The 24,255-nt window shown below is 69.6% G+C and carries 20 protein-coding genes and 1 tRNA gene; 5 read left to right on the forward strand and 16 right to left on the reverse strand.

The annotated features are described in order from the left end of the window. The 6 genes from VKT83_08695 to VKT83_08720 all read right to left on the reverse strand — a co-directional run bounded on the left by VKT83_08695 (nt 1) and on the right by VKT83_08720 (nt 6,939). On the reverse strand, nt 1–1,608 hold the full coding sequence (locus VKT83_08695; protein HLY22532.1) for a carboxyl transferase domain-containing protein: 1,608 nt from the start codon (nt 1,606–1,608) through the stop codon (nt 1–3). A gap of 79 nt (nt 1,609–1,687) precedes the next feature. Further along, nucleotides 1,688–2,755 (reverse strand): alcohol dehydrogenase catalytic domain-containing protein, encoded by a 1,068-nt coding sequence (locus VKT83_08700; GenBank protein ID HLY22533.1) that lies wholly within the window; start codon nt 2,753–2,755, stop codon nt 1,688–1,690. After that, entirely contained in the window at nt 2,752–3,567 is an 816-nt protein-coding gene (lsrF, locus tag VKT83_08705) for a 3-hydroxy-5-phosphonooxypentane-2,4-dione thiolase (GenBank protein ID HLY22534.1), read from the reverse strand. The genes VKT83_08700 and lsrF overlap by 4 nt, the downstream gene beginning before the upstream one ends. 107 nt (nt 3,568–3,674) lie before the next feature. Further along, on the reverse strand, nt 3,675–4,061 hold the full coding sequence (locus tag VKT83_08710; GenBank protein ID HLY22535.1) for a hypothetical protein: 387 nt from the start codon (nt 4,059–4,061) through the stop codon (nt 3,675–3,677). A gap of 115 nt (nt 4,062–4,176) precedes the next feature. Continuing rightward, nucleotides 4,177–5,037, reverse strand: a complete 861-nt coding sequence (locus VKT83_08715; protein HLY22536.1) for a lytic transglycosylase domain-containing protein — start codon at nt 5,035–5,037, stop codon at nt 4,177–4,179. A 264-nt stretch (nt 5,038–5,301) separates the two neighbouring features. Next, complete coding sequence (locus tag VKT83_08720; GenBank protein HLY22537.1) at nt 5,302–6,939, reverse strand: thiamine pyrophosphate-requiring protein; 1,638 nt, start codon at nt 6,937–6,939, stop codon at nt 5,302–5,304. A gap of 337 nt (nt 6,940–7,276) precedes the next feature. Here VKT83_08720 and VKT83_08725 point away from each other — a divergent pair, with 337 nt between their 5' ends. Both VKT83_08725 and VKT83_08730 read left to right on the forward strand, forming a co-directional pair. After that, nucleotides 7,277–8,041, forward strand: coding sequence for a GAF domain-containing protein (locus tag VKT83_08725; GenBank protein HLY22538.1), 765 nt, complete (start codon nt 7,277–7,279; stop codon nt 8,039–8,041). A 155-nt stretch (nt 8,042–8,196) separates the two neighbouring features. Further along, nucleotides 8,197–8,424 carry a hypothetical protein gene (locus VKT83_08730; GenBank protein ID HLY22539.1) on the forward strand — a complete coding sequence of 76 codons (228 nt, stop codon included), beginning with the start codon at nt 8,197–8,199 and terminating at the stop codon, nt 8,422–8,424. Between the two features lie 187 nt (nt 8,425–8,611). On the opposite strand, the gene VKT83_08735 is transcribed toward VKT83_08730, so the two are convergent. From VKT83_08735 to VKT83_08765, 7 genes are all read right to left on the reverse strand, one after another. Then, complete coding sequence (locus VKT83_08735) at nt 8,612–9,469, reverse strand: phosphatase PAP2 family protein (GenBank protein HLY22540.1); 858 nt, start codon at nt 9,467–9,469, stop codon at nt 8,612–8,614. A gap of 1,144 nt (nt 9,470–10,613) precedes the next feature. Continuing rightward, nucleotides 10,614–10,690 (reverse strand) — tRNA-Pro (locus VKT83_08740). Between the two features lie 25 nt (nt 10,691–10,715). Further along, nucleotides 10,716–11,792: a 2-dehydropantoate 2-reductase gene (locus VKT83_08745; protein HLY22541.1), complete on the reverse strand. Its 1,077-nt coding sequence runs from the start codon at nt 11,790–11,792 to the stop codon at nt 10,716–10,718. Further along, nucleotides 11,792–12,388: a glycerol-3-phosphate 1-O-acyltransferase PlsY gene (gene plsY / locus VKT83_08750; protein ID HLY22542.1), complete on the reverse strand. Its 597-nt coding sequence runs from the start codon at nt 12,386–12,388 to the stop codon at nt 11,792–11,794. Before plsY ends, VKT83_08745 begins: the two co-directional genes overlap by 1 nt. A 2-nt stretch (nt 12,389–12,390) precedes the next feature. Then, entirely contained in the window at nt 12,391–13,731 is a 1,341-nt protein-coding gene (der, locus tag VKT83_08755) for a ribosome biogenesis GTPase Der (protein ID HLY22543.1), read from the reverse strand. Between the two features lie 62 nt (nt 13,732–13,793). Then, a complete protein-coding gene (gene ispH / locus VKT83_08760; protein HLY22544.1) occupies nt 13,794–14,636 on the reverse strand; it encodes a 4-hydroxy-3-methylbut-2-enyl diphosphate reductase in 843 nt (280 codons plus the stop codon). A gap of 28 nt (nt 14,637–14,664) precedes the next feature. After that, on the reverse strand, nt 14,665–15,933 hold the full coding sequence (locus tag VKT83_08765; protein HLY22545.1) for an MEDS domain-containing protein: 1,269 nt from the start codon (nt 15,931–15,933) through the stop codon (nt 14,665–14,667). Nucleotides 15,934–16,183: 250 nt separating this feature from the next. On the opposite strand from VKT83_08765, the gene VKT83_08770 reads away from it, so the two are divergent. Then, nucleotides 16,184–18,472, forward strand: coding sequence for an HD domain-containing phosphohydrolase (locus VKT83_08770; protein HLY22546.1), 2,289 nt, complete (start codon nt 16,184–16,186; stop codon nt 18,470–18,472). Here the strand turns inward: VKT83_08770 and VKT83_08775 are convergent. Further along, complete coding sequence (locus VKT83_08775; protein ID HLY22547.1) at nt 18,469–19,809, reverse strand: MEDS domain-containing protein; 1,341 nt, start codon at nt 19,807–19,809, stop codon at nt 18,469–18,471. The two genes, VKT83_08770 and VKT83_08775, sit on opposite strands and share 4 nt — an antisense overlap. Before the next feature lie 134 nt (nt 19,810–19,943). Here VKT83_08775 and VKT83_08780 point away from each other — a divergent pair, with 134 nt between their 5' ends. Then, nucleotides 19,944–21,344 (forward strand): HD domain-containing phosphohydrolase, encoded by a 1,401-nt coding sequence (locus VKT83_08780; protein ID HLY22548.1) that lies wholly within the window; start codon nt 19,944–19,946, stop codon nt 21,342–21,344. On the opposite strand, the gene VKT83_08785 is transcribed toward VKT83_08780, so the two are convergent. Both VKT83_08785 and cmk read right to left on the reverse strand, forming a co-directional pair. Continuing rightward, a complete protein-coding gene (locus tag VKT83_08785; protein HLY22549.1) occupies nt 21,341–21,946 on the reverse strand; it encodes a lysophospholipid acyltransferase family protein in 606 nt (201 codons plus the stop codon). The two genes, VKT83_08780 and VKT83_08785, sit on opposite strands and share 4 nt — an antisense overlap. Before the next feature lie 12 nt (nt 21,947–21,958). After that, nucleotides 21,959–22,660, reverse strand: a complete 702-nt coding sequence (cmk, locus tag VKT83_08790; protein ID HLY22550.1) for a (d)CMP kinase — start codon at nt 22,658–22,660, stop codon at nt 21,959–21,961. Between the two features lie 95 nt (nt 22,661–22,755). On the opposite strand from cmk, the gene VKT83_08795 reads away from it, so the two are divergent. After that, on the forward strand, nt 22,756–24,237 hold the full coding sequence (locus VKT83_08795; protein ID HLY22551.1) for a glycosyltransferase family 39 protein: 1,482 nt from the start codon (nt 22,756–22,758) through the stop codon (nt 24,235–24,237). Nucleotides 24,238–24,255 lie beyond the last annotated feature (18 nt).

The raw sequence follows: 24,255 nt of genomic DNA on the forward strand, positions 1-24,255 counted from the left end.
TTACATCCGGAAGACGCCGGGGTGCATGCCCTCGATCGGCGCGTTGAGCGTCGCGGACAGCGCCAGCGCGAGCACCGTGCGGGTCTCGGCCGGATCGATGATGCCGTCGTCCCAGAGGCGCGCGGTGCTGAAGTACGGATCCCCTTCCGCCTCGTACTTGGCGAGGATCGGCTCGACCAGGGCCTGCTCCTCCTCCGGCGACAAGGTGCGGCCCTCCCGCCGCAGCTGATCGCGCTTGACCGTAAGCAGGACCGTGGCGGCCTGCTCGCCGCCCATGACTGAGATGCGCGCGTTCGGCCACGTCCACAGAAAGCGCGGATCATACGCCCGTCCGCACATCGCGTAGTTGCCCGCGCCGTAGGAGCCGCCGATAATGACCGTCAGACGCGGCACGCCGGACGTCGCGACCGCGTGCACCATCTTGGCGCCCGCCCGGGCGATGCCGGCGGCTTCGTACTGCCGGCCGACGATGAAGCCCGTGATGTTCTGGAGAAAGACGAGCGGAATCCGCCGCTGCCCGCACAGCTCGATGAAATGCGCGCCCTTCTCCGCGCTCTCGACGAAGAGGACGCCGTTGTTGGCGACGACGCCGACCGGGATCCCGTGAATATGCGCGAAGCCGGTGACGAGGGTCGTCCCGTACAGGGCCTTGAACTCCCGGAAGCGGCTGCCGTCGACGACGCGGGCGATGACCTCGCGGGCATCGAACTGCCGCCGCAGATCGCGCGGCAGCACGCCGTAGATCTCGCGCGGATCGTACCGCGGCTCTTCCGGCGGGACCAGGGCGAGCGCCGGTTGTTTGACGCGATTGAGCGCGCCCACGATCTCGCGCACGATCTCCATCGCGTGCGCGTCGTCGTCGGCCATGTGGTCGGCGACGCCGCTGCGCCGGGTGTGCACGTCGGCCCCGCCGAGCTCTTCGGCGGACACTTCCTCGCCGGTCGCCGCCCGGACGAGCGGCGGCCCGCCGAGGAAGATCGTCCCCGTGCCGCGGACGATCACGGTCTCGTCCGCCATCGCGGGAACGTAGGCGCCGCCGGCCGTACACGAGCCCACGACCGCGGCGATCTGCGGGATGCCTTCGGCCGAGAGCACCGCCTGGTGGTAGAAGATGCGGCCGAAGTGCTCGCGGTCCGGGAAGACGTCGGCCTGCAGCGGCAGGAATGCCCCGCCCGAGTCCACGAGGTAGATGCAGGGCAGGCGGTTGTCGCGCGCGATCCGCTGGGCGCGCAGGTGCTTCTTGACGGTCAGCGGATAGTACGTCCCGCCCTTGACGGTCGGGTCGTTGGCCACGATGACGCACTCGAGTCCCCGCACGCGCCCGATGCCCGTGACGAGGCCCGCCCCCGGCGCCTCGCCGCCGTACATCTCCCAGGCGGCCAGGGGCGACAGCTCGAGCAGCGGCGAGCCCGGATCGAGCAGGAGGTCGATCCGCTCGCGCGCGCTCAACTTGCCCTGGTCGCGCAACCGGCGGTGCGCCCGCTCGCCGCCCCCGGCCCGCACCTGGGCGAGCCGGTCCGCCAGAAGGCGCGCCAGGCCCGCGTGGTGCTCGCGATTGCTCTGGAATTCCGCGGAGTCGGCGTTGGCGTGTGACTCGAGGACGGCCATCGCCGCGACGTATTCCGCCCGGCGGCGGACCGCCCCTTCCGCGAACGCCGTCCCGGACGGCCGGGTGGGCCGGCCGCGCTCAGCGCGTGTGGTCGAGGATCACTTTGACGGAGTCGTCCGCCGCCGCGACGAGCCGGAATCCCGCCGCGGCCTCGGACAGCCCGAGCCGGTGCGTGATCATGTCGTCGACGTGCACGCGCCCGCGCGCGATCAGCTCCAGCGCCTCGGCGTAGTCGGCCGGCGCGGCGCCGTAGGACGTCGTGACGGTGAGGTCCGTCCGGAAGAACGTCTCGTTGAACGGGAGGGCCGGAAACGCAAACTCGGGCCCCGACGGCGCGAAAAGCATCACCGTGCCGCCGGGTTCGGCGCAGCGCAGCGCCTGGGTGATCGCCGGCCCGGCGCCCGTGCAGACAATGACGAGATCCGCGAGGCGGCCCTCGTTGGCCTCGCGCACCTGGGATGCGGGGTCCGCGCCGGGCCGGAACGCGGCGTCGGCGCCGAAGCGCGCGGCGGCGGCCAGCCGGTACTCCGAGATATCGCTCGCCAGGACGCGCCGGGCGCCGGCGGCGCGCGCGAGCTTGATGTGCAGCAGCCCGATGATCCCGCTGCCCGCGACGAACACGGTGTCGTCCTCCCGGACCGGCGCGAGGCGCTGCGCCCGCACCACGCAGGCGAGGGGCTCCACGAAGACGGCCTGGTCGAACGACACGCCGTCCGGCAGCCGAAACACGCCGCGGTCCACGTGGATCGGACTCAGCCGGGTGTACTCGACGAATCCCCCGGGATCGAAGTTCGTGGTGTGGAGCGTGTGGCACATCGTGTGGCGGCCGCGCCGGCAAAACCGGCAGGCGTCGCAGGGGACGTGATGCGCCGCGGTGATGCGATCGCCGGCGCGGTAGGCGTGCACGCCGTCCCCCACCGCCGCGACCGTCCCTCCGACCTCGTGGCCGAGCACCAGCGGCGCCCGATGGCGGCGGTACCACTCCATCACGTCGCTGCCGCAGATCCCGCTGCGCTCCACGCGCATCAGGATCTCGCCGGGGCCGATCGCGGGGACCGGGCGGCGTTCGAGCCGGACGTCGCGGTTCGTATAGTAGACGGCCGCGCGCATCTGCGCGCCCGGGCGGTTAGAGCCCGGCGGCGTCATCGTCTCGCCGCGTGCTGGGCTCCCTCCGCCGCGGCGCGCCGGAACAGCGCGAAGGCGTCTTCCGGCGACGCGTCCTCGTGCACGATCGCGCGGATCGCCTTGATCATGGCGACGGGCGCGGGATGCTGCCAGATGTTGCGGCCCATGTCGACCCCGGCGGCCCCCAGGCTGATCGCGCGCGAAGTCAGCTCGAAGACGTCCATCTCCGTGTCGAGCTTCGGCCCGCCGGCCACGACCAGCGGGACGGGACAGCCCTCCACGACCTTGTCGAACCCGTCGCAGTAGTACGTCTTGACGATCTGCGCGCCCGCTTCCGCCGCGATCCGGCAGCACAGGCCGAGATAGCGGGCGTCGCGCTTCTCGAGCTCCTTGCCGACGGCCGTGACGGCCAGCACCGGCATGCCGTACTCCTGGCCTTCGCTCACGAGCGCGCCGAGGTTGAGCAGCGTCTCCCGTTCGTGCCGCGTGCCGACGAAGATCGAGAGCGCGACGGCGGCCGCGTTCAGCCGCACCGCGTCCTTCATCGTGGTCATGATGCCTTCGCCGGACAGGTCCTCGGTGAGGATGCTCGTGCCGCCGGACACCCGCAGCACGATGGGCACGGCGGCGGCCGGCGCCACGGACGACCGCACGACGCCGCGCGTGACCATGAGCGAATCCGCGAACGGCAGCAGCGGCTCGATCGTCGTGCGGGGGACTTCGAGCTTGGAGGTCGGTCCCATGAAGTAGCCGTGATCCACGGCGAGCATGACGGTCCGGCCGGTGTCCGGCCGGATGATGCGGTTCAGCCGGTTGCGCATGCCCCAGTCCATGGCGCCTGCTTTCGGGCTAGAGGCCGCGCACGCCTGCCCCGACGCCGCGGGCGGCGGCCGCCCGCGGCGTCGGGGTTCGTGCCGCGAGATATCGTGCTCCCGGCGGATCAGAGCGGCAGCTGCACCAGGTTGAGTTGCACGGTCGGACCTTCGGGCGGACAGGCCACACAGCTCGCCTGGGCGTTCGGCGGGCACCCCGTGCAGGCGGACGCTGCCGGCGAGGCGATCGTCGGCGTGGGATTGCGGTTGCTTATCTCAATCGTACTCAGCGGCGGCGCCGGCGAGTGGTTGATCGGGATGTGGCGCACGGCCACACGCAGCCGCGGCGCCGGCGAGGGAGTGACCGCGACATGGTGCACGGCCGTACGCAGCGGCGGCGCCGGCGAGCGGGTGATCGGGATCTGGCGCGCGGCCGCAAAGCCGCCGGCGGGGCCGAGCGCGACTGAGGAGAGCACGGCGCACGCCACGAGGCTCGAAACGAGGAAGTGTTTCATACATCCCCTTTCGATTCGATATCGTCAATCCCGTATATCCCCAACTGCGCGGGAAAAACGCGGCGGGCCGGCGCGTTCCCGCGCCGGCCCGCCGCGGCCGATCTGTCACGGTTGGCTAGACGAGGAGACCTCCAAAGATCGAGAGCACTTTCCACACGTAGGAGCGGGTCTCCGGATACGGCGGAATCCCGCCGTACTGGCGCACCGCGCCGCCGCCGGCGTTGTACGCGGCGAGCGTGAGCGGCAGCGTGTGGAACTCCGCGAGGTCGAGGCGCAGCAGTCTCGCGGCGCCCACGAGGTTCTGCCACGGATCACGCGGATTCACGCCGAGCTCCGCGGCCGTCTGCGGCATCAGCTGACCGAGACCCAGCGCGCCGACCGGCGACACCGCGCCGGGATCGAACGCGCTCTCCACGCAGACCACCGCCGTCATCAGGCGCTGATCGACGCCTTCCTGGGTCGCGGCCTCATGAATAGCCTGGCCCTCCCACTGCGCCTGCTTCGGCATAATGTCCGGGTTCGACGCGCGGATGAACTGAGCGATGCCCCGCGAGCTGCTGGTGTCCCAGCGCCCCAGTACGCTCTTCACCGCGGTCTGCACGGTGGCGGGCTGGCCGAGGCGGCCGAGCCAAGCCAGCGCGTACCGGGCCTGCGCGGTCGAGGGGTGGAGCAAGAGCGCGAGCCGGAACCAATGGCCGGCGTGCACGTTGTCGCCGCGGGCCATCATCACCGCGCCCATCCACACGGCGGGAGTCGCGGACTCGGGCGTGCTCGCCGCAGCCTTGGCGAACGCGGTCTGCGCCTGGGCCATGTGTCCGGCCTGATAGGCCTGCCACCCGGTCTGCAGCCAGCTCTGGGCGTCCACAGGCTGGTGGAATCCGGTAAGGGCGATAAGCAGGGATACTCCGACGAGTGTGAGGCTGATGTACAGGCGGCGCCGATTGGACGGACGACCGCCGCCCACCACGTGAAACATGCCCTTCTCCCCCGTACGAGCGGTTTGTTACTCCCAAGAACCTAGCATGGGCCCGCAGAGTGGCACAATACTGCGAAGACCCGAGTCTTACAGGCAAAATCGGGCTGTGGCGGCTTCTCGCTGCCGGGGACGGTCCTCAAGTCATGAAGAGCACAACAGATGTTCGCCGCCCGGCCCCAGATCGCCGCACGGGTGCACCCCCGCCATCCCGCAGGCGTCCAGGGAGGCGGACGGGTGCCGGACGACCGGCCGGCTGCGTGTCCGCTACTTGAAGACCGAGGTTTCGATCTCCCGCGAGGTAATGAACTCGAGCAGGGCCGGGACGCCGTCATCGGTCTTCCGGACCGCCCGCTTGATCGCCGGTACGATCTCGCCCGGCTCGGTGACGCGCTCCCCGTACCCGCCGAGCGCCTGCGCCAACGCCGCGTAGTTGCCGGAGATGTCGGTGCTCCGGTACTTCTCCGTGGAGACCGGCATCACGGGCAGCTCGATGGCCATGCACGAGTTGTTCAGCAGGACCGAGAGAATCGGGATCCGCTCCCGGACCGCCGTCTCGAAGTCCATGCCGGTGAACCCGATGGCGGCGTCGCCCCAGACGTTGATGCAGAGCTTCTCAGGGGCGAAGAGCTTGGCGCCCATCGCGAGGCCGAGGCCGTAGCCGAGCTGCGTGGTCTTGCCCCAGCCGATGTAGGACAGCGGGGCCTCCACCTGCCAGAACGGCGAGAGCTGATCGCGCGGACTTCCGGCGTCGTGCGTGATGACGGTGTTGGCCACATCGACGGTCCGCAGGAGATCGCGGATCACGCGGTACGGCGACAGCGGCGTTTCGTCGGAGTTGAGTTTCGGGCTCCACTGCGCGAGCCACGCTTCGCGTCCGCTCTGGATCTCGCGGGCGACGGACGCGGCGCGGTCCTGACGGGGCGCGCGCACCCGGTCTTTGACCGCGGCGAGCAGCGCCTCCAGCACCAGCCCGGCGTCGCCGATCACCACGTGGTCGGCCGGGAGGTCTTTGTTGACGTCGGCCGCGTCGAGCGTCGCGTGGATGATTGTCTTCCCCTCCGGCATCGCGACGCCGTAGTTGGTCGTCGCGAAGCTGCAGCCGATGCCGAAGATGACGTCGCTCTTTGCGAGGAAGTCATGCACGGGTTTGGGCATGGATCGCCCGCCGGAACCGAGCGACAGCGGGTGTGTCTCGGGGAACGCGCTCTTGCCCTGAAGGCTCGTGGTGACCGGCGCGCCGAGCCACTCGGCGAGATCCTTGAGTTGGCCCCAGGCGCGCGCGTAGTGCACGCCCTGTCCCGCGTAGATCACCGGCCGGCTCGCTTCGACCAGCAGACCGGCGATCGTCTCGATCGCCTGTGGATCGGGTCCCACCCGCACGGCCGCCGGCGGCCGGTAGTCGGCCGGTTCCGGAATATCCGAGGAGAGGACGTCGGTGGGAAACTCGATCAGCACCGGCCGGGGGCGCCCGTTGCGCACCTGGGTGAAGGCGCGGCGCATCGCCGCCGGCGCTTCCGCGGGCAGGAGCACCTGCTCGGCCCACTTCGTGATGTGCCGGTAGTTGAGGGCGGAATTGAAGTTGGGCGCGACGTTGGTGAGGCGGCGGGGATAGCCAGCCGGCAGCACGACGATCGGCGACGAGTCACCGTACGCCTGCGCGACGCCGCCGAACGAGTTCTCCGCCCCCGGTCCGTGTTGCATCGTGAACACGCCGATCCGCCGCCCGGACGACATCCGGCTCACCGCGTCCGCCATGTGGAGGCCGGTGCGTTCCTGCCGGACGATGATCGTGCGGATGTCGGCCGCCGCGGCCGCCTCGATGATCGGATTGACCGGGTAGCCGATCAGAAACTCCACGCCCTCGCGCTTCAAGATCTGAGCGACCGCCGCCGCGACCTTCATCTTGGGCCTCCAGTCCGCGTGCCGGATGGTTCTCCGCAGGCAGGTTCTGGGGGGCGGCGCGCGGTTCCTCGGCGCGCGCCGCGTTCGTTGAAAGTTACGCAAATCTTCCGTCGCTACATGTACCGGCACCCAGACCGCTTGGGGGGCCTATTCTCTCGCGCGCGATGCCGGCCGCGTATACGATGAGCCTGCTCGCAACCTTGACTAGGTGGGGGGAGGACGGGCTCGTGAAACGACTCTTGGCCACGCCGTCCGAGGGCGACGTCTCGACACTCATCCGACTGGTGCCCGCGGCCAACCCGTCTGCGAACATCGGGGGCAGAGGAGGTCGTCTGAGATGGCGGTGGTATCGGCGGTAGCCAACGAAGTCCAGAGCAGCGCAGACTCCGTGCGGGCCAGCGATACGTGGATCCGCGAGATGCTGGCCGGCGCCTCTTCCCCGGAGGCGGCCGCGGCGGCGATCGGGCGCACGCTCCTGTTGGTGACCGGGGCGCCGCGGGCCGCGGTCTTCTTTCGTTCGCTGAGCGGCGCCGTGACGTGTCCCTGGTCCCACAACCTGTCGGACGCGTACGTTCGAGGGCTCGTCACGCCGGACGGCGTGAATCCGTGGGCGCATCTGCTGCGCTACCCTGAACTCGAGTGCATGGATTTGCCGAAGCGAGGCTGGTCTCAGAGCCCCGAAGCGCGGCACCTCGAGCACGTCGGGGACCTGCCCTACGGCACGGCCGTTCGTGAACGGATCGCGCGGGAGGGTCTGCGTTCGATCAGTACGTGGCCGCTGCTGCACGGCCGCCGGGTGATCGGAGCGATCTCCTGCTACTTCGATGCCCCCCGGGTGTGGTCTACGGAAGACGAGGACACCATGCGCACGTTCGCGCTGCAGGCGGCCGCCACGATCCCTCCCGCCACCGCGCCCCGCGTTCGGGAAACGCCGCGCGACGCGTGTGAACGTCTCGCGGCGCTGGAGCGGGAGCTCGCGGTCAAACAGGCGCGGATCGTCCAGCAGCGCGCGTCACTCGAAGCGGAGTACCAGCGGTTGTCCGCGGAGACCGCCCGGCTCACCGCCGAGCGCCAAGCGCTCGAACTCCAGGAGGCGGGTTGAAGCAGGCGTAGGCGACCACCTACCCGCCCTTATCAGAAGGCGATGTTAAGAAAAGGAAAAGGAGGCCCGAAGGGCCTCCTTTTCCTTTGTTCGGCAGGAGTCACGGTGTGGCAACGGTACTTCAGTGTCCAGGTCGTATCGCGGAGGCTGCGTCCATGGCGCTCTCTCGGCAAAGGAAGACGGAAATCATCATCCGGGTCGCCGGACTGCTCGAACGCATGCCTGCAGACAAAGCGATTCATGCGGCCGGCGGGACAACGCAAGACGACATGTTCCGGGGGTTGAACCACGAGGACGTGTCGTTGGTGGAGAACCTTCTCGAAGGCACGATCGCGGCCACCGCACGAGATCTCCAAGGCAATCTCAGGGTCTGGCCACGGTGAGATTGGTCGGGCCGGCCGGATTTGAACCGGCGACCACCTGAACCCACGGACGGTGAACCGCCAAGAACGCCTGCGTGAGAGCACTGAGAGGTTCAAGCAATTGATTACGGGGACCAGGGGGTCGATCCACCGAAGTGTAGTAGGGTACGGGCTCGTAGGGCGCCCCGGGAACAGGCACCGAAACCAGCTAAACGCCGCGCGGTGCTCCAACAAACCGTGCGTCCAGCCAGCGCCAGACTTCCCACAAGACGTCGGCGCCAGCCCAGCCCAGGCACAGCCCGCCGAGCACCTCGGACGTCCAGTGATCGCCGAGATAGACTAAGGACAACGCCAGGACGGCGACAACGGCTACGCTCAAGGCGGGAACGCGTCGAAGCGCCGTGCCAGCGAACAATACCGTCCGTGTCACATGGCCGGACGGGAACCCGTACGGAGTGTACCCCTGCATCACCGCTGTCAGCGCGAGAATCGTTCTAGTCACGGCGTCCCTGAAGAGCACGACCATCGCACAAGTGGCGAATGCTGCGACCGTCGGCCAGAGCGACAGGGGACGACGATGCCCATCCTGGAGGAGTATGATCGAGAGCCCGGCCGCAGCGATGAGGGCGATCGCGGCAACGGCGTTCGAAACCGACACATCCGAGATGACGGGCGCATCCGCGAACCGCGGCACTTGAATCCTCAGGTCGGGGCCTGGGTGCACGATCACGTGCTCGAAATAGGCGGCAATCGCGCTAATACCAATCGCTCCAGCCGCCAGCAGCAGGAGCCTGCCGGCGTGCCAAACTTCACCGAGAAGTAGAACGAGAAGCCCGCTCGCAACGAGTCCCGGAATCATGATCGCGGCATCTGCGAGAGAAACGAGATCGGCGGCGGCGCGGGCAGCACCCGGGAACGCATTCTGGATCGAGGTGTTCTGCATCGAAATCGTGATCGTGCGATCGATGCGCGCGGCGGCCGGCTGTCCGGATGCAATCCCCAGCACAGCGAACAGAAGGAGCGCAACGAGGAAGCGGATTGCGGCGGGACGGAGATGCCGGATCATCTCTCACCACTATAGCCGAAACGAACGCACCCGTCGGCGGCCTGAAGTCTCGTAAGGATCTGTTCTCAAACTGCGGCTAGTGAACCGGGAACGCTTTGGCGAGGCCGTCGAAGTATTTCTTGGCGAGATCGTCAAGTGGTACCGGTGGTTCCACAGGAACGGTCCAGCATGATCGACGTCGATGTAATTGTATTCCCACAGCGGGCTTGCCGAGCCGTCGTCGTGGAGAGGTACAGGCACAGCGGTGACGCCGATCATACTGGCTTCACGCGTCACCTGAACGGGCACGTACTGAGTGGAGTGCCACGCACTGTTCCAGTTGGCCGTCACCGTGCCAGTCCCGACGCCGTCGGCCTCGGCGCATCTCTACTCCACGAGCGATCGTTGGGGGGCCGTGCAGGGATTACCCCTGCTATTCTGAGGAGCGGAGAACTCCCCCGCGCAGAATATTCTGTGCTCACGGCCCCTGCCCGCAGTGTGGCAGACTGCAAGAATCGGAGGGATCAATCGAGAGGTTATTATGACACCGGTCACTCGGCTTCGAACGTAGGTTTGGTTCCGCGAAGTCGCCCGTGGCGTAGGCCCGCGCGGGAATTGCCCCCTCAACGATCTAGAATCACCATCTGTAAACGGCGCGCTTGCCTGTTCCTCCTCGACGCGCTCAGTTGCGGTCCCCGCCGTGTCGCTGAGGTGGCCGTGGCGGCACACGAGGCCCGAATCGCTCCGAGCCCCTTGCGCCGCGCCAAGGAGAGGCTCGGGGTCCGCTCGGTGAAACTCGGATTGCGCGCTGGATGGGCCTGGACACTTTTCGCGTAAGCGCCTTCGGGCTGGCACAGTGCGCGCCTTCGGCAAAGGGGTGATTCTTGTCAAGGGGTTTGGCCCGCCATCGTTCGAAGGCGCGGCCCAGAAGTGTACAAAAAACAACCTCCCGCACGTCCGCGCGCGCGGATAATTGAGCGTTCGCCGGCACGGTCACTAGCTCCGCGGGGGCGTCTAAGGCACCACCGCCGGCGACCACACTTTGTAGTCGAGCCAGTAGGTCACCTCAAACGAGGAGACACGACCTTCGAACCACAAAGGTTGCCAGTATTGGAGTCTAAACCGGAGGTCGAAAACTCGCTGGAGCCCTTGCCCTGCTTATCTTTGGTCGGGCCGGCCGGATTTGAACCGGCGACCACCTGAACCCCATTCAGGTGCGCTACCAAGCTGCGCTACGGCCCGACGGCTTCCTTATTATAGCACCCGCCTACAGGCCCGCGCCCGCGTTGCGGCACGCGTCGAGCAGCGCCGCGGGCTTGTGGCGGTACGCTTCACGATCCGCCCGGCCCTCGGCGAGCGCGAGGAGCACGTCGGTGATGGTACGGTTGACCGGCACCGGCACGCGGTGACGGTCGCCCTCGAGGGCGACCGCGCCGTTCAGCACCGTGACCTCGTTCTGGCGCCGCCCACGCTCGAGATCGTGCCAGAGCGACGGCATCTTCTCTCCCCTGCCCCGGCCGAGCGCGCGGCGCAGCACCGTCTGCCCGGCCCACGGCGGCGCGGCCATCAGCCGAACGAGCAGCGGGACCGGGTAGCCCGGGAGCGCCACGGGCCGCAGACCGAGCGCCCGCATCACGGCCACCGCCTCGCGGAACGCCGCCCGCTCGAGCGCGAAGAGCCGCGGATCGTGCGCGATGGCCCCGGGCGGCAGGTCAAGAATCGCCGCCGCCGCGTTCGCCAGGATATTGAGCAGTAGTTTGCTCCACTTCATCTGCGCGGCGTCGGGATAGATGCGGATAGGCAGACCCGACGCCCGGAACATCTCGGCAACGCGGCCGGCCGGCGCCGCGGTCCCGACGGGCGCGAGCGCGACACCTCCGCCGCTCGTGTGGCGTCTCACCGTGCCCGGCCGTTCCATCTCCACGGCGATCGTGACGGCGCCGGAGACGGTACGGTCGCCGCCGATCACCCCGGCCACCGTCTCCTCACTGCCGATCCCGTTCTCCAACACCACGACGGCGACATCGGGCCGTGCCAGCACCCCGGACAGCAGCGCGAGCGACTCCGGGACCTGGTACGCTTTGACCGTCAGAATGACGAGATCTGGAGGCGCCGCGAGATCGTCGAGCGAGGTGACCGAGTCCACGGCCTTCGACACGGTCCGTCCGCCGGACGACTCGACGACGAGCCCCCATGTCCGGATCGAGGCGACGTGCGGGCGGCGGCCGAGCACGGTGACGGCGGGGCTCGTCCCATCGGTGGAACGGGATTCCGCGAGGGCGGCGGCCACGAGCGACCCCACGGCCCCGGCGCCGTAGACGAGAACTTGATCGCGGTCAGGCACTACGGTTTCGCGACGCGGTCCGTGACCCGGAGTTCGGTGCCGGCGACGAGCCGCTCGATGTTCGCGCGGTGCCGGTAAATCGCGAGGAGCGCGGCGATGAGGCCGAAGGCCACATATTCGGGCGGCGTGCGAAGGCGCCACAGCGTGATCGGGACGGATACCGCGGCCACGAGCGATCCCAGAGAGGAGAACCGGCTGATCGCGACGACCACGATCCAGACGGCCGCGGCGACGAGGGCGGCTTGGAGCGACAGCCCCGCGAGGACTCCAGCCGACGTCGCGATGCCTTTGCCGCCGCGGAATCCGAGAAAGATCGACCAGTTGTGGCCGGCGATCGCGGCGAGGCCGGTCGCGACGACCGCCCAGGGCGCAAGGCCGGCCCGGAGCGCCACCAACACGGGCACGAGCCCCTTCAGCACGTCGACGAGCAGCACCGCCGCCGCGACGGCCGGCCCCGCGACGCGCAGCACGTTGGCCGCCCCGATGTTGCCGCTGCCGTACTTTCGGATGTCTTCCCCACGAAGCACGCGCACCAGAATCAGGCCGGTGGGCAGCGCGCCGATGAAGTACGCGAGGACGATGACCGCGGGCGCCATCGTTATCCGGACGTTCGCGCGGTCTCCGGAGGTCTCCTCCCCCGCAGCGTCCAGCGGATCGGGGTGCCGGCGAGGTCGAAGGCGTCGCGGATCCGGCGCTCCAGGTAGCGCTGGTAGTCCGCGGTCATGAGGCGCGGATCGTTGACGAAGAGCACGATGGTGGGCGGCTCCGACTCCGGCTGCGTCGCGTAGTAGACGTGCAGCCGGTGCCCGCGGCTGTCGGCGGCCGGGGCGGCGGCGGCGACGGCCTGGGTCAGCGCCCGGTTCAGCGGGCCCGTCGGAATCCGGCTCGCCCGCACCGCCGCCGTGTGAAACACCGCGTCCATCAGCGCGCCGATGCCTTCGCGACGCACGGCCGACGTCGGGCAGACGCGCACCGCGGCGAGAAACCGGAGCTGGCGCTGCGCGACGCGCTGCACCTGCTCCACCGAGTATCCTCGCAGCAGATCCCATTTGTTCACGGCGACCACGATGCCGCGGCCGGCCTCATACGCGGTGCGGGCGATGCGCTGGTCCTGGTCGGTGATGCCCTCCGTCGCGTCGATCACGAGCACCACGACGTCGGCGCGGGTCAGCGCCTGGTGCGTGCGCTGGGTGCTGTAGTACTCTACGGATTCGACCACGCGGGTGCGCCGCCGGAGTCCCGCCGTATCGATCAGCACGACGCCGCGGCCGTCGTACGTGAGGGCGGTGTCGATCGCGTCGCGCGTCGTGCCGGGCTGCTCGTCGACGACCACGCGATCCTGACCGAGCAGCGCGTTGACGAGCGAAGACTTGCCGACGTTGGGGCGTCCCAGAAACGCGATGCGGACGGGAGGGGATTCGGCGGCGTTCGGCTCCCGGCGGCCGGCCGGCGCCCCCCCGAACAGCGCCGCGACGATCGCGTCCAGCAGGTCCCCGGCGCCGCGGCCCGCCGTGGCGGAGACCGGGACGGGATCGCCCACGCCGAGCGCATGGAACTCCGCTGCGTTCAGCTCGGCGGCGGCATCGTCGGCCTTGTTGGCCAGGAGCAGCACCGGCCGTGCCTGGCGGCGCAGGACGTCCGCGATCTCCGCGTCCTGCGGCGTGAGGCCGGTCTTGGCATCGACGACGAACAGGATCAGCGCCGCGTCGGCGATCGCGTGCTCGGCCTGCCGGCGCACGGACGCGGTCAGGCCCTGGGTCTTCCCGAGCACCAGGCCTCCCGTGTCCACGAGCGCGAAGGTATGGCCGCGCCATTCGCACGCGGCTTCCAGCCGGTCGCGGGTCAGTCCGGGCACGGCCTCGACGATCGCCAGCCGGCGGTGCAGCAGACGGTTGAAGAGCGAGGACTTGCCGACGTTCGGACGGCCGACAATGGCCACCACAGGCGGCCCGTCGCGCGTCACGGCCCGGTCACGGCGGTTCTCACCGCCCTCGAGCGGGGTCAGTGCGTCCCGAGGTCTTGCAGGCGCAGCAGCACGTCTTTGATGATCCAATCCGGCGTGCTGGCGCCGGAGACTACGCCGACCGATTCCACGCCGCGAAACCAGTCCGGGACGATTTCGTCCGCCGTCTCGATGTGATGCGTCGGGAGGCTGCGCGCCCGGCCGATCTCCGCGAGCCGGGTGGTGTTGGAGCTGCCGAGGCCGCCCACCACGAGCAGCGCCTGCACGTGCTCGACCATGACGTCGGTCTCTTCCTGGCGCACGGTGATCGCGGGACAAAGCGTGTTGAGCACCTTGAGCTCGCGCACGCGGATGGCCAGGTCGCCGACGATCTGGCGGAAGTTGTCGAGGGACTGCGTGGTCTGTGAGACCACGCCGAGCTTGCCCGTGATCTTGACCGCCGCGGCCTCCTCGCGGGTGTGCACGACGGTGACGCGGTCGCCGAGCATCTCCTTGAGCGTCACCATCTCGGGGTGGCCGTGGTCGCCGACGCAGATGACCTGATACCCCTCGTCCGCGAGCCGCTTCGCCACGGCGTGGGCGCGGATCACGACGGGACAGGTGGCGTCGACGATCCGAAGTCCTCGCCCGCGCGCCGCGTCGAGCACCGCGTGCGCCACCCCGTAGGCGGAGACGACGAACGCCTCGCCCCCGAGCCCCTCGGGCCGGTCGGCGACCTTGACGCCGGCCGCTTCGAGACGCGCCACCACCTGGGGGTTGTGGATCAGCGGGCCCCACGTGGTGACGGGGCCGCCGGCGCCCGCGGCGGTCTTCTGCGCGATGTCCACGGCCCGCCGGACCCCGCCGCAGAAGCCCGTGTGTTTGCCGACGACGATTTTCATGGCGGTTCCATCATAGCAGAACGCGCGGCTATGAAATCCTCGACGCCACGTCGGACCCGGGGACGGGCTGTTCCGCGATCGCGGCGAGCTGCTCACCGTCCTGGATGCGAATCCGCGTCCGCTGTGCGTCGAGGATATCGAGACGCCTCCACTCGGCGAGAATTCGGCTTATCGTGTAGGGGGACGTGATGACCAATTCCGCCAAATCGCGCCGGGAGAGCGGCACGTTGATGACGACGCCGCGGCGCGTCTTGCGGCCTATCGATTGCCCGAGCCGGAGAAAGAGCCGCGCCAGCCGCCGCTTTACGTCCGCGGACAAGAAGTCTTCGAGCCGGGTCCGCTCTTCCTCCATCAGCTCCTGCAGCCAGCGAATGACGTTTACGCCAACGGCCGGGTGCGCCAGGACTACTTCACCAATCGCCGAGCTGTCCCAAACGAGCGCCCGGGAGTCCTCCAGTGCCTCCGCGGCGGCAAATCGCACGGCCTCCCCGAGCCCAATGCGGCCGTCGCCGAAGTGCTGCACCGGCGCGACGACGCGGAGAATCACGCTTTCCCCGCCGGGGGCTGTGCGAACGAGCTTCACCATGCCGCTCGTCAGCATGTAGACGTCCCGGGCCGGAGCTCCCTGGTGAAAGAAGAACTCTCCTTTGCGTATCACGCGCTGGCGCGCAGACTTGGCCAGGCTCTGCAGATCCTTCGGCGGAAGGCTCCGAAACAATGCACTCATGCTCACGAACACATAGTCGCTCGCAATCACCTTGGTGTGGAGGCGGATCAGCCGCTCCAGCGTGCCGGGATCGGTGTGGTCCCGTCGATACATGCAGGCCAACGTGAGGCGGCTGGGCGCGGTCGCCCGTTCCAGCAGCGATTCGAACTCCCCCAGCTCGTTGTCCTGGACGCTTTTCTCCAGACTCCAGGCCCAATCGCCGGCTACTCGCAGGCCCGCAAAGCCGGCGGAGGCGGCTTCCGTCCCGGTCCGGAGCATATGTTCCATGGCCCGCGGGGCATTGAACGGGAACCCGAAGAATTCGCGCGCCGTCGTGACGGCGAGGGCGCCGCGTTTGACCTCCCGGCTCGTCCGCACCCCGTGCGCGGAGAGCGCCTCCAGGATCTCGCCCGGGCTTGAGTCGGCCGCAAGGTACACGCAACGTTCGCCCTTGGCGAGCCCGTCGTTGATGTAGGGGGCGGCGAACCGAAACAGCGCCGCCGTGTCCTCGTAGATGAAAATGGCGTGGTCCCCGGTGCGGGGCCGCGCGAACGTCTGCCGGCCGGGCCTCACCTGCCGATCGTGTTTCATCGCCGCTGGTCCTCCCGCAGAGTCGGCGCTCCCGCGCGTTGGCGATTCGGCCAGCCGATTTCACCAACAGTTCGCGCCTCTCCGGTAGCCCCCTGCGGACCCGTGCGCCCGCGCACCAAGTGTTCCGGCGCACGGAGTGCCCCGCGGCAGCGACGGTCGTCCGGCCGGGGTGTTACGGTTTCCCGGGATCGGGGGGCCGCAGAGATGTCGTGCACAAAATGACCGTTGTTCGGCCGGCGGGTGCGCCGGAGTGACCGGACCGTCCCGGACACCTTCCGAGACGCCACCGCCGCCGCCCGGCCGGGGCGCGCCGCTGCGCGTGCTCGTTGTCGAGGACGAGCCCGCGCACGCGGAGCTCATGATTGCGGAGCTCCGCCGCGCGGGGTTCGTCGTCGAGTGGTCCCGGGTCGACACCGAGACGGCATACCTCGAACAACTCGCACGGTCGCCGGACCTCGTTCTGAGCGACTATGCCCTGCCCCGGTTCGGCGGCGAGCGGGCGCTCGAACTCTTACAGAAGCACGGACGCGAGATCCCGTTCATCGCGGTGTCGGGTACGATCGGCGAAGAGGCCGCGGTGTCGATGATGCGTCGAGGCGCCGCGGACTATCTTCTCAAGGACCGTCTGGCTCGTCTTGGACCGGCCGTCGAGCGGGCGCTGTCGGTATGGCAGCTCCGCCGGCAGCAGCGGGAAAGCGAGCGCCGGTACCGCGATCTTGTCACCAACGTTCCGATGGGCCTGTACCGCACCACGGCCGCGGGCGAGATCCTCGACGCCAATCCGGCGATGGTGCAAATTCTCGGCTTCCCCGACCGCGAGACGCTGCTCGCGACCAACATGACGTCGCTTTACATCAATCCCGGGCTGCGCCCGGCGCGGGTGGCCCTGCTCGAGCGAAGCACGGGCACCCACGAGTTCGTCGATCAGCTGCGCCGGTACGACGGGACGCCGATCTGGGTCCGCTTCCGCGCGCAGGCGATCCGCGACGCCTCGGGCGCCGTCATCTGCTTCGAAGGCGCGCTGCTCGATATCACGGACGAGAAGCGGGCGACCGATCTCCTGCGCGCGAGCGAGGAGCGCTTCCGCGGTCTGTTTGAGCAGGTGCCGATCGGCCTCTATCGGACAACACCGGACGGCCGGGTGGTCGACGCCAACGCCGCGCTTCTGGAAATGCTGGGGTACCCCGAGCGGAAGGCCGTCGTTGCCGCGAACGCCGGAGACTGGTACGTCGATCAGGACGACCGTCGCAGGTGGCTCGCGCAGATTGAGCGCACCGCGGTCGTCCTCGGCCACGAAGCCCGCATGCGGCGACGAGATGGAAGGATCATCTGGACCCGTGACACCGCCCGTGCCGCGCGCGATGACGGCGGCGCGACGAGGTACTACGACGGCGCAATCGAGGACATTACGGCGCGGAAGGACGCGGAACAAGCCGTCAAGCGGCAGTTGAACCGGCTGGCCGGCCTGCGGACGATCGACCTGGCGATCACGGCGAGTCTCGATCCCCGGGTCACGCTCAGCGTGCTGCTCGACCAGGTGACCGCGCAGCTGGGGGCGGACGCGGCCGCCATCCTCCTCTCCGACGCGGAGACGGGGACGCTGACGCGGACCGCGGCGCGCGGTCTGCCGTCGCGCCCCCTGCGCGCGGACGGGACCGCGGGGCCGGCCGCGCAGGGGCTGGTGGATCGGGCGGTCGCGGAGTCCCGAATCGTGGCGGTCGGCGACGCCGCCACGGACCCGGCCGCCCGGGCGGACGAGCCCGCCCTCCGGGACCTGGGGTTTGCGGCGTACTTTGTGGCGCCGCTGGTCGCGAAAGGACAGGTCACGGGCGTGCTGGAGGTGCTCCACCGGCAGCCGTTCTTCCCCGACACGGAATGGCTGGAGTTCCTCGAGGCGCTCGCCGGACAGACCGCGCTTGCGATCGAAAACGCCGTCCTGTTCGCCGATCTCCAGCGGTCGAACACCGAGCTGGTGCGCGCGTACGATACCACGCTGGAGGGCTGGGCGCGCGCGCTCGACCTGCGGGACAAACACACCGAGGGGCATACGCAGCGCGTCACGGACTTGACGGTCAAAGTGGCGCGCGCGATGGGCGTCGGCGGGGAAGAGCTCGCGCATCTCCGCCGCGGGGCGCTGCTCCACGACGTCGGCAAGATCGGCATCCCCGATTCGATCTTGTTCAAGCCCGGCCCGCTCACCGACGACGAGTGGACCGTGATGCGCCGTCACCCGGACTATGCCGACCGGCTGTTGACGCCGATTGAATACCTCCGGCCGGCGCGCGCGATCCCATACTGCCACCACGAGAAGTGGGACGGTACGGGGTATCCGCGGGGTCTGCGCGGCGAGGAGATTCCACTCGCGGCCCGTATCTTCGCCGTCGTGGACGTATGGGATGGGCTGCGGTCGGACCGGCCGTACCGGCGGGCGTGGCCCATCGAGCGCGTGCGAGAACATATTCGCGGGCAGGCCGGCCGGCACTTCGATCCTGCCATCGTGGACGTGGCCCTGCGGGTGCTGGAGGACGAGTCGGGTTAGCCTCGCGCCGCGGTGCTGCGCAATCTTGATCTGCTTTTGCCCCCGGATGCGCGCTGCTCGGCGATCGCCGCGAGACGTTCCCGGTCTCGGACGATGATCCGCGTGCGCTGCGCGTCGAGGATCTCCAAGCGCCGCCATTCCGCGAGAATTCGGCTTACCGTATAGGGCGAGGTGATGGTCAGTTCGGCCAGATCCCGGCGCGAGAACGGCACATCGATGACCGTGCCGCGGCGGGTCTTCCGGCCCACGTAGTGGCCGAGGCGCACGAGCAGCCGCGCGAGTCGCCGGCGGACATCCGGTGACATCAAGTCCTGCAGCCGGTCCCGCTCTGCCTCGACCCGGTCCTCCAACAAGCGAAGCGCGTTCTTCGAGACCGCGGGGTGGTTCAATATGAATTGAATGAGCGTCGCGCCGTCCCAGGCGAGTGCCCGGCAGCGCTCCAGGGCCTCTGCCGAAGAGGGCCGGACGTCACCCCCGAGCGCAACGACGCGCTCTCCGAACGACTCCACCGGCGCGATGAGGCGGAGGATTGCGCTTCGCCCGTCGGCGTCGGTTCGAACCAGTTTCACCAGGCCGGCCGTCAGGAAGAAAACCTCCGTGGCCCGATCGCCTTGGCTGAAGAAGAGTCCCCGCCTATGAACGGTCCGTTCATGGGCGGAGCGCGCCAGTCCCTCGAGATCCGTCCGGGCGAGATTTCGGAACAGCGCGCTGAGGCTTAGGTACACGTAGTCATTGGCGATGACTTTCCCGTGAATCCGAACGTGTCGTTCCAGAATCGCCGGATCGAAGCGATCTCTCCGGTAGATGCAGGCGAGCGTACGGCGGCCCGCGCCCGCCGTCTTTTCAAGGAGCGTCTCGTACTCTCCAAGTACCTCGTCGGGCAGCCCCTGCTTCCCGGCCCAGCTCATTTCACCGGCCACCCGCAGTCCGGCGAACCCCGCGGAAACGGCCTCCCTCAGCCCGGCCTGGAGGCGGTCGATCGCGCGTGCGGGGTCGAATGAGGACGATCCATAGTACTCGCCGGCGGTCATCAGCGCGAAGGCCCCGCGCTTCATCTCTCGATCAACCCGCACGCCGGCCGCGGACAGCGCGTCGGTCACATCAGCCGGGCGTGACTCGGCGGTGGCATATAGACAGCGTTCGCCGCCGGCCAAACCTTCCTTAATGAACGGCACGACGAACGCGAACAGTTCGGACGGGTCGTCGTAGACGAAAACGACGTGATCCCCGACCGCCGGCTCCGGGAACGCGCGCCGGCCCTCCTTCGGCGCTACCGCCGCTACCTCCGGGCGGGCGCGGCCGAACGCGTGTTCGCCTGGCTTCCGCTGGCCGGGCATAGAACCAACTTCGCGCCGTTCGATTGCGGCCCTGCGCGTGTGTCGGCGCACCGCGTGCGTCCGCCCACCACTTGTCCGGCGGCAGCGACGATCGCCATCGAGGACGCTAGGCTTCGTTCGTGGAGGCGTCCTCGTTGGCAAGAACCGATCGGTTCGAGAAACGTGTTGACTCGCACCCGCTCCCGGCGTGGCTGTACGACGCCGGCACCCTGCGATTTCTCCACGTGAACGAGGCGACGGTCTCGATCAGCGGCTATACGCGCCGCGGGCTCCTCGCGATGAAGGTCAGCGACGTCTGCGTGGACGCCGCCGGGTCACGGACCGGCTTCCGAATGCCGGCGCAGTGGCGCCTCCGTCTCAAGGATGGGAAGGCGATCGACGTCAAATCTGCCGCGCGCGCGGTGCGCACCCGCGGCCGCGATGCCATCCTGGTCGTCGCGCACACGATCGCGCGGCGCCCGCCGCGGCTCTCCGGGCTCCAGACCGTCTACGATCTCTCGAGACGGCTGCGGACGGCGCGGGCGGCCGAGGAGATGTATCCGGTGATCGTGGAGCAGGCACGGGCGCTTCTCCGCGCCTACCACGGGTGTCTTGCCCTCCTCAACCCCGAAGGGCAGGTGTTCACGAGGGTCTACACGGTCGGCGTCGTCGGGGAAAAGATCGGCTCGACGTTTCCGAGCCCCGGGACGCGATCGGGACGGGTGGCGAGCGCCGGCACCCCGTTCGTCAGCCCGGACTTCAGCCGCGAGCGAATTCCCGACTGGATGGCCGCCGGCGGCTACCGGGCCTTCGGCCCGCTCGCCATCGTGCCCGTGCCGACGGACGAAGGAATCATCGGGACGCTGTGCGTGGCGCGCGCGAGGGGATCGGACGGCGCGGCCTTCACCGGCGCCGAGGTGCACCTGCTCGACGGCATCGCCGAGATCACCGGCATGGCGATCCAGCGCGCGCGCCTGCACCGGCAGCTGCAAGACGCCAACGTGCAGATGGTCGTCGCTCTGGCGCACACGGTGTCGTCGCGCGACGCGTATACGGCCCGCCACTGCAAACGGGTCGCGGCGCTGGCGGAGCGCGTGGCGCGGCAGCTGGGATGTTCGGACCGCGACGTGCGCGATATCCGCTGCGCCGCGCGGCTGCACGACATCGGCAAGGTCGGGCTCCCCGACGCCGTGTTGAGGAAACCGACGGCCCTGACGGACGAAGAATGGTCCGTCATGCGGCAGCACCCGCTGCTCGGCGAGGAGATCCTGCGTCCAGTGCACCGCCTGCGCGGACCGGCGAAGCTCGTGCGTCATCACCAGGAGGCGTGGGACGGCAGCGGCTACCCGGACGGCCTCAGGGGCGAGGCGATCCCTCTCGGCGCGCGCATCCTGGCCGTCGTCGACGCGTTCGGCGCGATCACCGAAGCACGTCCGTACAGACCGGCGCGGACCCGCGCCGAGGCCGTGGCGGAGATCAAGCGCTGCGCCGGGACCCAGTTTGATCCTCGCGTGGTGGCGGCGTTTTGCGCGGTCATCGAACGGCGGTCCGGCTAGGCCAGCAGCCGCGCGATCTCCGTCATGTAGAGCCGGCCGATCGCGTCGAGCTCATCGCGTCCCCCGCGCTCCCCGCCGGTCGCGGTGACGTAGAGCGGCGGGCCGATCCGGACGGTGATCCGGCCGAGGCGCAGCCCGCGCGCGTCGCGCGGCAGCACGACGTCGGTGCCGAGCACCGCGACCGGCAGCAGCGCGGCGCCGGTGCGCCGGGCGAGCAGCGCGGCGCCGGGCTCCGGCTCGCGGAGGGTGCGGTCCCGGCCGCGCGTACCCTCCGGGAACATGACGAGCACCCCGCCCTCCTGTAGAATCCCGAGCGCCGTGCGCAGCGCCTGTCGATCCGGGGCGCCGCGCCGCACCGGAAACGCGCCGCACTTCGTGACCCACCAGCGCACGCCCGGCACCTGGAACAGCTCGTGCTTTGCCATGAAGGTGACCCGCCGCCGCAGCGCGGAGCCGACGACGAGCGGATCGAGATCGCTCAAATGGTTGCTCACGACGATGACCGGACCCGCGGCGGGCTCGTAGCCGCGGCCGTCGACGCGAAATCCAAAGAGCGTGGTGAGGATCACGCGCAGCAGGAACCTCGAGATGCTAAAGACCATCGGGCTTTAATCTCATGGTTGCGGGCCGCGGAGCCGGACCGCACGGGCGACCAGGGCGAGGACCCGGGCGACGACGTCGTCCACGGGGAGGTTCGTGCTGTCGATCACCGTGGCGTCCGCGGCCACGACGAGGGGGGCGACCTCCCTCGTCGTGGCCGCGCGGTCGTCCTCCGCTTCGATGCGCCGGACTTCGTCGAGCGGCACCATCTCCCCGGCCGCCGCGAGCTCCGCCTGGCGCCGCCGGGCCCGCTCTTCCGGCGAGGCGGTCAGAAACACTTTGATGCGGGCCTCCGGCAGGATGACCGAGCCGATGTCGCGCCCTTCCATCACGACTCGGCCCGCCGCGCCGAGTTCCCGTTGGGTGTCGCGCAGCGCGGCGCGCACGCCGGGCACGCGCGCGACCTGCCCGACGATCCGGTTGACCTCGACCGTGCGAAGCGCCGGCGTGACGTCCTCGCCGTCGACGTACACGCGGGCGCCCGGCCCGGCCGCTCCGGGCTCGACGCGGACGCGGCCGGCCAGCGCGGCCAGCGCGGCGGCATCGTCGGGATCGACCCCGCGGCGCAGCGCCGCGGCGGCGACCGCGCGATACATCGCGCCCGTGTCGACGTGCCGGTAGCCGAGACGGCGGGCGACTTCGCGGGCGATGGTGCTCTTGCCGGACCCCATCGGGCCGTCGATCGCCACCGCGATGTCTGCGCCTTCCCCCGTCACGACGGAACGACTTCGTCGGCTCCTCCGCGAACGCCTCGCGGTGAGGCCGGTCCGCGCGTTGACGCACCGCGGCCCCAACGGTAGGATCGTACGCGATGGTCCGACGCGAGCTTCGGGGGATTCCGCGCGCGGTCGTGGCCGGGGTTGCGCTCGTCACGCTGCTCCGGCTGGCAATCGCGGTCGTGCTCCCGCTCGGGGACGACGAAACCTTCTACTGGGAGTGGTCCCGCCATCTCGCGGCGGGCTACCTGGATCAACCCCCCGCCATCGCCTGGTTGATCCACGCGAGCACGGCGCTGTTCGGCAACACCACGTTCGCCGTGCACCTCGTGGCCGCGGTCTTGTTCGGCATCACCTCACTCGCGCTGTGGCTGCTGGCCCGCGAGGTGCTCGGCCGCGACGACGCCGCGACCGCCGCGGTCGCCTTGTTCAATGTCATCCCGGTCTTCGCGGCGGGCGGCCTGCTCGCGGTGCCGGACGGACCGCTCGGCCTCGCCTGGGTGCTGACGCTGCTGTGGACCTGGCGCGCGGCCCACGAGGCGGGCGGGCGGGCCTGGCTCCACGCCGGCCTGTGGCTCGGTCTGGCGCTCGACAGCAAGTACACGGCCGCCGCGCTGCCGATTTCGATCGGGCTGTGGCTCGCCGCCTCGCCGTACCGCCGGTGGCTGCGCCGGCCGGAGCCGTACGCCGGCCTGGCGATCGCGGCCCTGCTCTTTGCGCCCGTCGTCTGGTGGAACGCCACGCACCACTGGGCGTCGTTCTACTTTACTCTGGCGGGTCGTCCCGGGTGGTCCGCGGGACCCAACGCGCCCATCTTCCTGGGACTGCAGTTTGTGTATCTTGCGCCGCTGCTGTTCCCGTGGCTTGTGTGGGCGCTCGTCGTCGCCGGCCGGCGCGGGCTCGCCGGGGATCCGGCCTGGCTGTTTCTCGCGGCGGCCGGCATCCCCGTGATCGCCGGCATCGCCGCCGCGAGCTTCATCGGCGCGGCGAAGGGACACTGGGCGGCGCCCGGGTACATGACCGCGACGATTGCCCTCGCGGCGCTCATGACCGAGCGGTCGTGGTCGCGGCGCTCCCGCGCGTGGCAGTCCGGCCTGGCCGCCGGGATCGCGTCCGCGGTGCTCGTGACCGCGCTGGCCCACGCGCTGCCGGTGATCGCGGGCGCGGTGCTGCCGCCGCGCCTCGATCCAACCGTGGACTATTACGGTTGGCGGACCGCCGCTCCCATGATCGCCGGAGTGGCCCAGCGCGGCGCGCATCGGCCCTTCTTCATCACGAGCGACCGCTACCAGGTCCTGGCGCAGTTCGACTTCAGCACGGGCGGACGCTATCCGTCGGCGACCGTGACCGGCCGCGACGAGTATGGGTACTGGACGCGATGGAGCGATCTGCGCGGCCGCGACGGCCTGTTCATCCAGGACGGTCGCTACCCGCGCCGCGTCGACCTCCGGCAGGGATGCGCCGCCGTCGAACGCGGACCGACCGTGCCGGTCGTGCGGCGCGGCGTCGTCGTGCGGACGCTCGATCTCGTGTGGTGCCGCGACTTTCTGGGCCGGCCGATTCGCCCGTTGCGCTGATTTGGATCAGGCGCCGGG

Source organism: bacterium, assembly GCA_035308905.1.
Lineage (GTDB): Bacteria > Sysuimicrobiota > Sysuimicrobiia > Sysuimicrobiales > Segetimicrobiaceae > DASSJF01.

What these genes read in the sequence shown, in the direction of transcription:
- lsrF (HLY22534.1), bottom strand. Translation starts at nt 3,567, where the DNA reads ATGGACTGGGGCATGCGCAACCGGCTGAACCGCATCATCCGGCCGGAC.
- VKT83_08720 (HLY22537.1), bottom strand. Translation starts at nt 6,939, where the DNA reads ATGAAGGTCGCGGCGGCGGTCGCTCAGATCTTGAAGCGCGAGGGCGTG.
- VKT83_08730 (HLY22539.1), top strand. Translation starts at nt 8,197, where the DNA reads ATGGCGCTCTCTCGGCAAAGGAAGACGGAAATCATCATCCGGGTCGCC.
- VKT83_08785 (HLY22549.1), bottom strand. Translation starts at nt 21,946, where the DNA reads ATGGTCTTTAGCATCTCGAGGTTCCTGCTGCGCGTGATCCTCACCACG.
- VKT83_08765 (HLY22545.1), bottom strand. Translation starts at nt 15,933, where the DNA reads ATGAAACACGATCGGCAGGTGAGGCCCGGCCGGCAGACGTTCGCGCGG.
- VKT83_08725 (HLY22538.1), top strand. Translation starts at nt 7,277, where the DNA reads ATGGCGGTGGTATCGGCGGTAGCCAACGAAGTCCAGAGCAGCGCAGAC.
- VKT83_08710 (HLY22535.1), bottom strand. Translation starts at nt 4,061, where the DNA reads ATGAAACACTTCCTCGTTTCGAGCCTCGTGGCGTGCGCCGTGCTCTCC.
- VKT83_08715 (HLY22536.1), bottom strand. Translation starts at nt 5,037, where the DNA reads ATGTTTCACGTGGTGGGCGGCGGTCGTCCGTCCAATCGGCGCCGCCTG.
- VKT83_08695 (HLY22532.1), bottom strand. Translation starts at nt 1,608, where the DNA reads ATGGCCGTCCTCGAGTCACACGCCAACGCCGACTCCGCGGAATTCCAG.
- ispH (HLY22544.1), bottom strand. Translation starts at nt 14,636, where the DNA reads ATGAAAATCGTCGTCGGCAAACACACGGGCTTCTGCGGCGGGGTCCGG.
- VKT83_08735 (HLY22540.1), bottom strand. Translation starts at nt 9,469, where the DNA reads ATGATCCGGCATCTCCGTCCCGCCGCAATCCGCTTCCTCGTTGCGCTC.
- plsY (HLY22542.1), bottom strand. Translation starts at nt 12,388, where the DNA reads ATGGCGCCCGCGGTCATCGTCCTCGCGTACTTCATCGGCGCGCTGCCC.
- VKT83_08795 (HLY22551.1), top strand. Translation starts at nt 22,756, where the DNA reads ATGGTCCGACGCGAGCTTCGGGGGATTCCGCGCGCGGTCGTGGCCGGG.
- VKT83_08700 (HLY22533.1), bottom strand. Translation starts at nt 2,755, where the DNA reads ATGACGCCGCCGGGCTCTAACCGCCCGGGCGCGCAGATGCGCGCGGCC.
- VKT83_08775 (HLY22547.1), bottom strand. Translation starts at nt 19,809, where the DNA reads ATGCCCGGCCAGCGGAAGCCAGGCGAACACGCGTTCGGCCGCGCCCGC.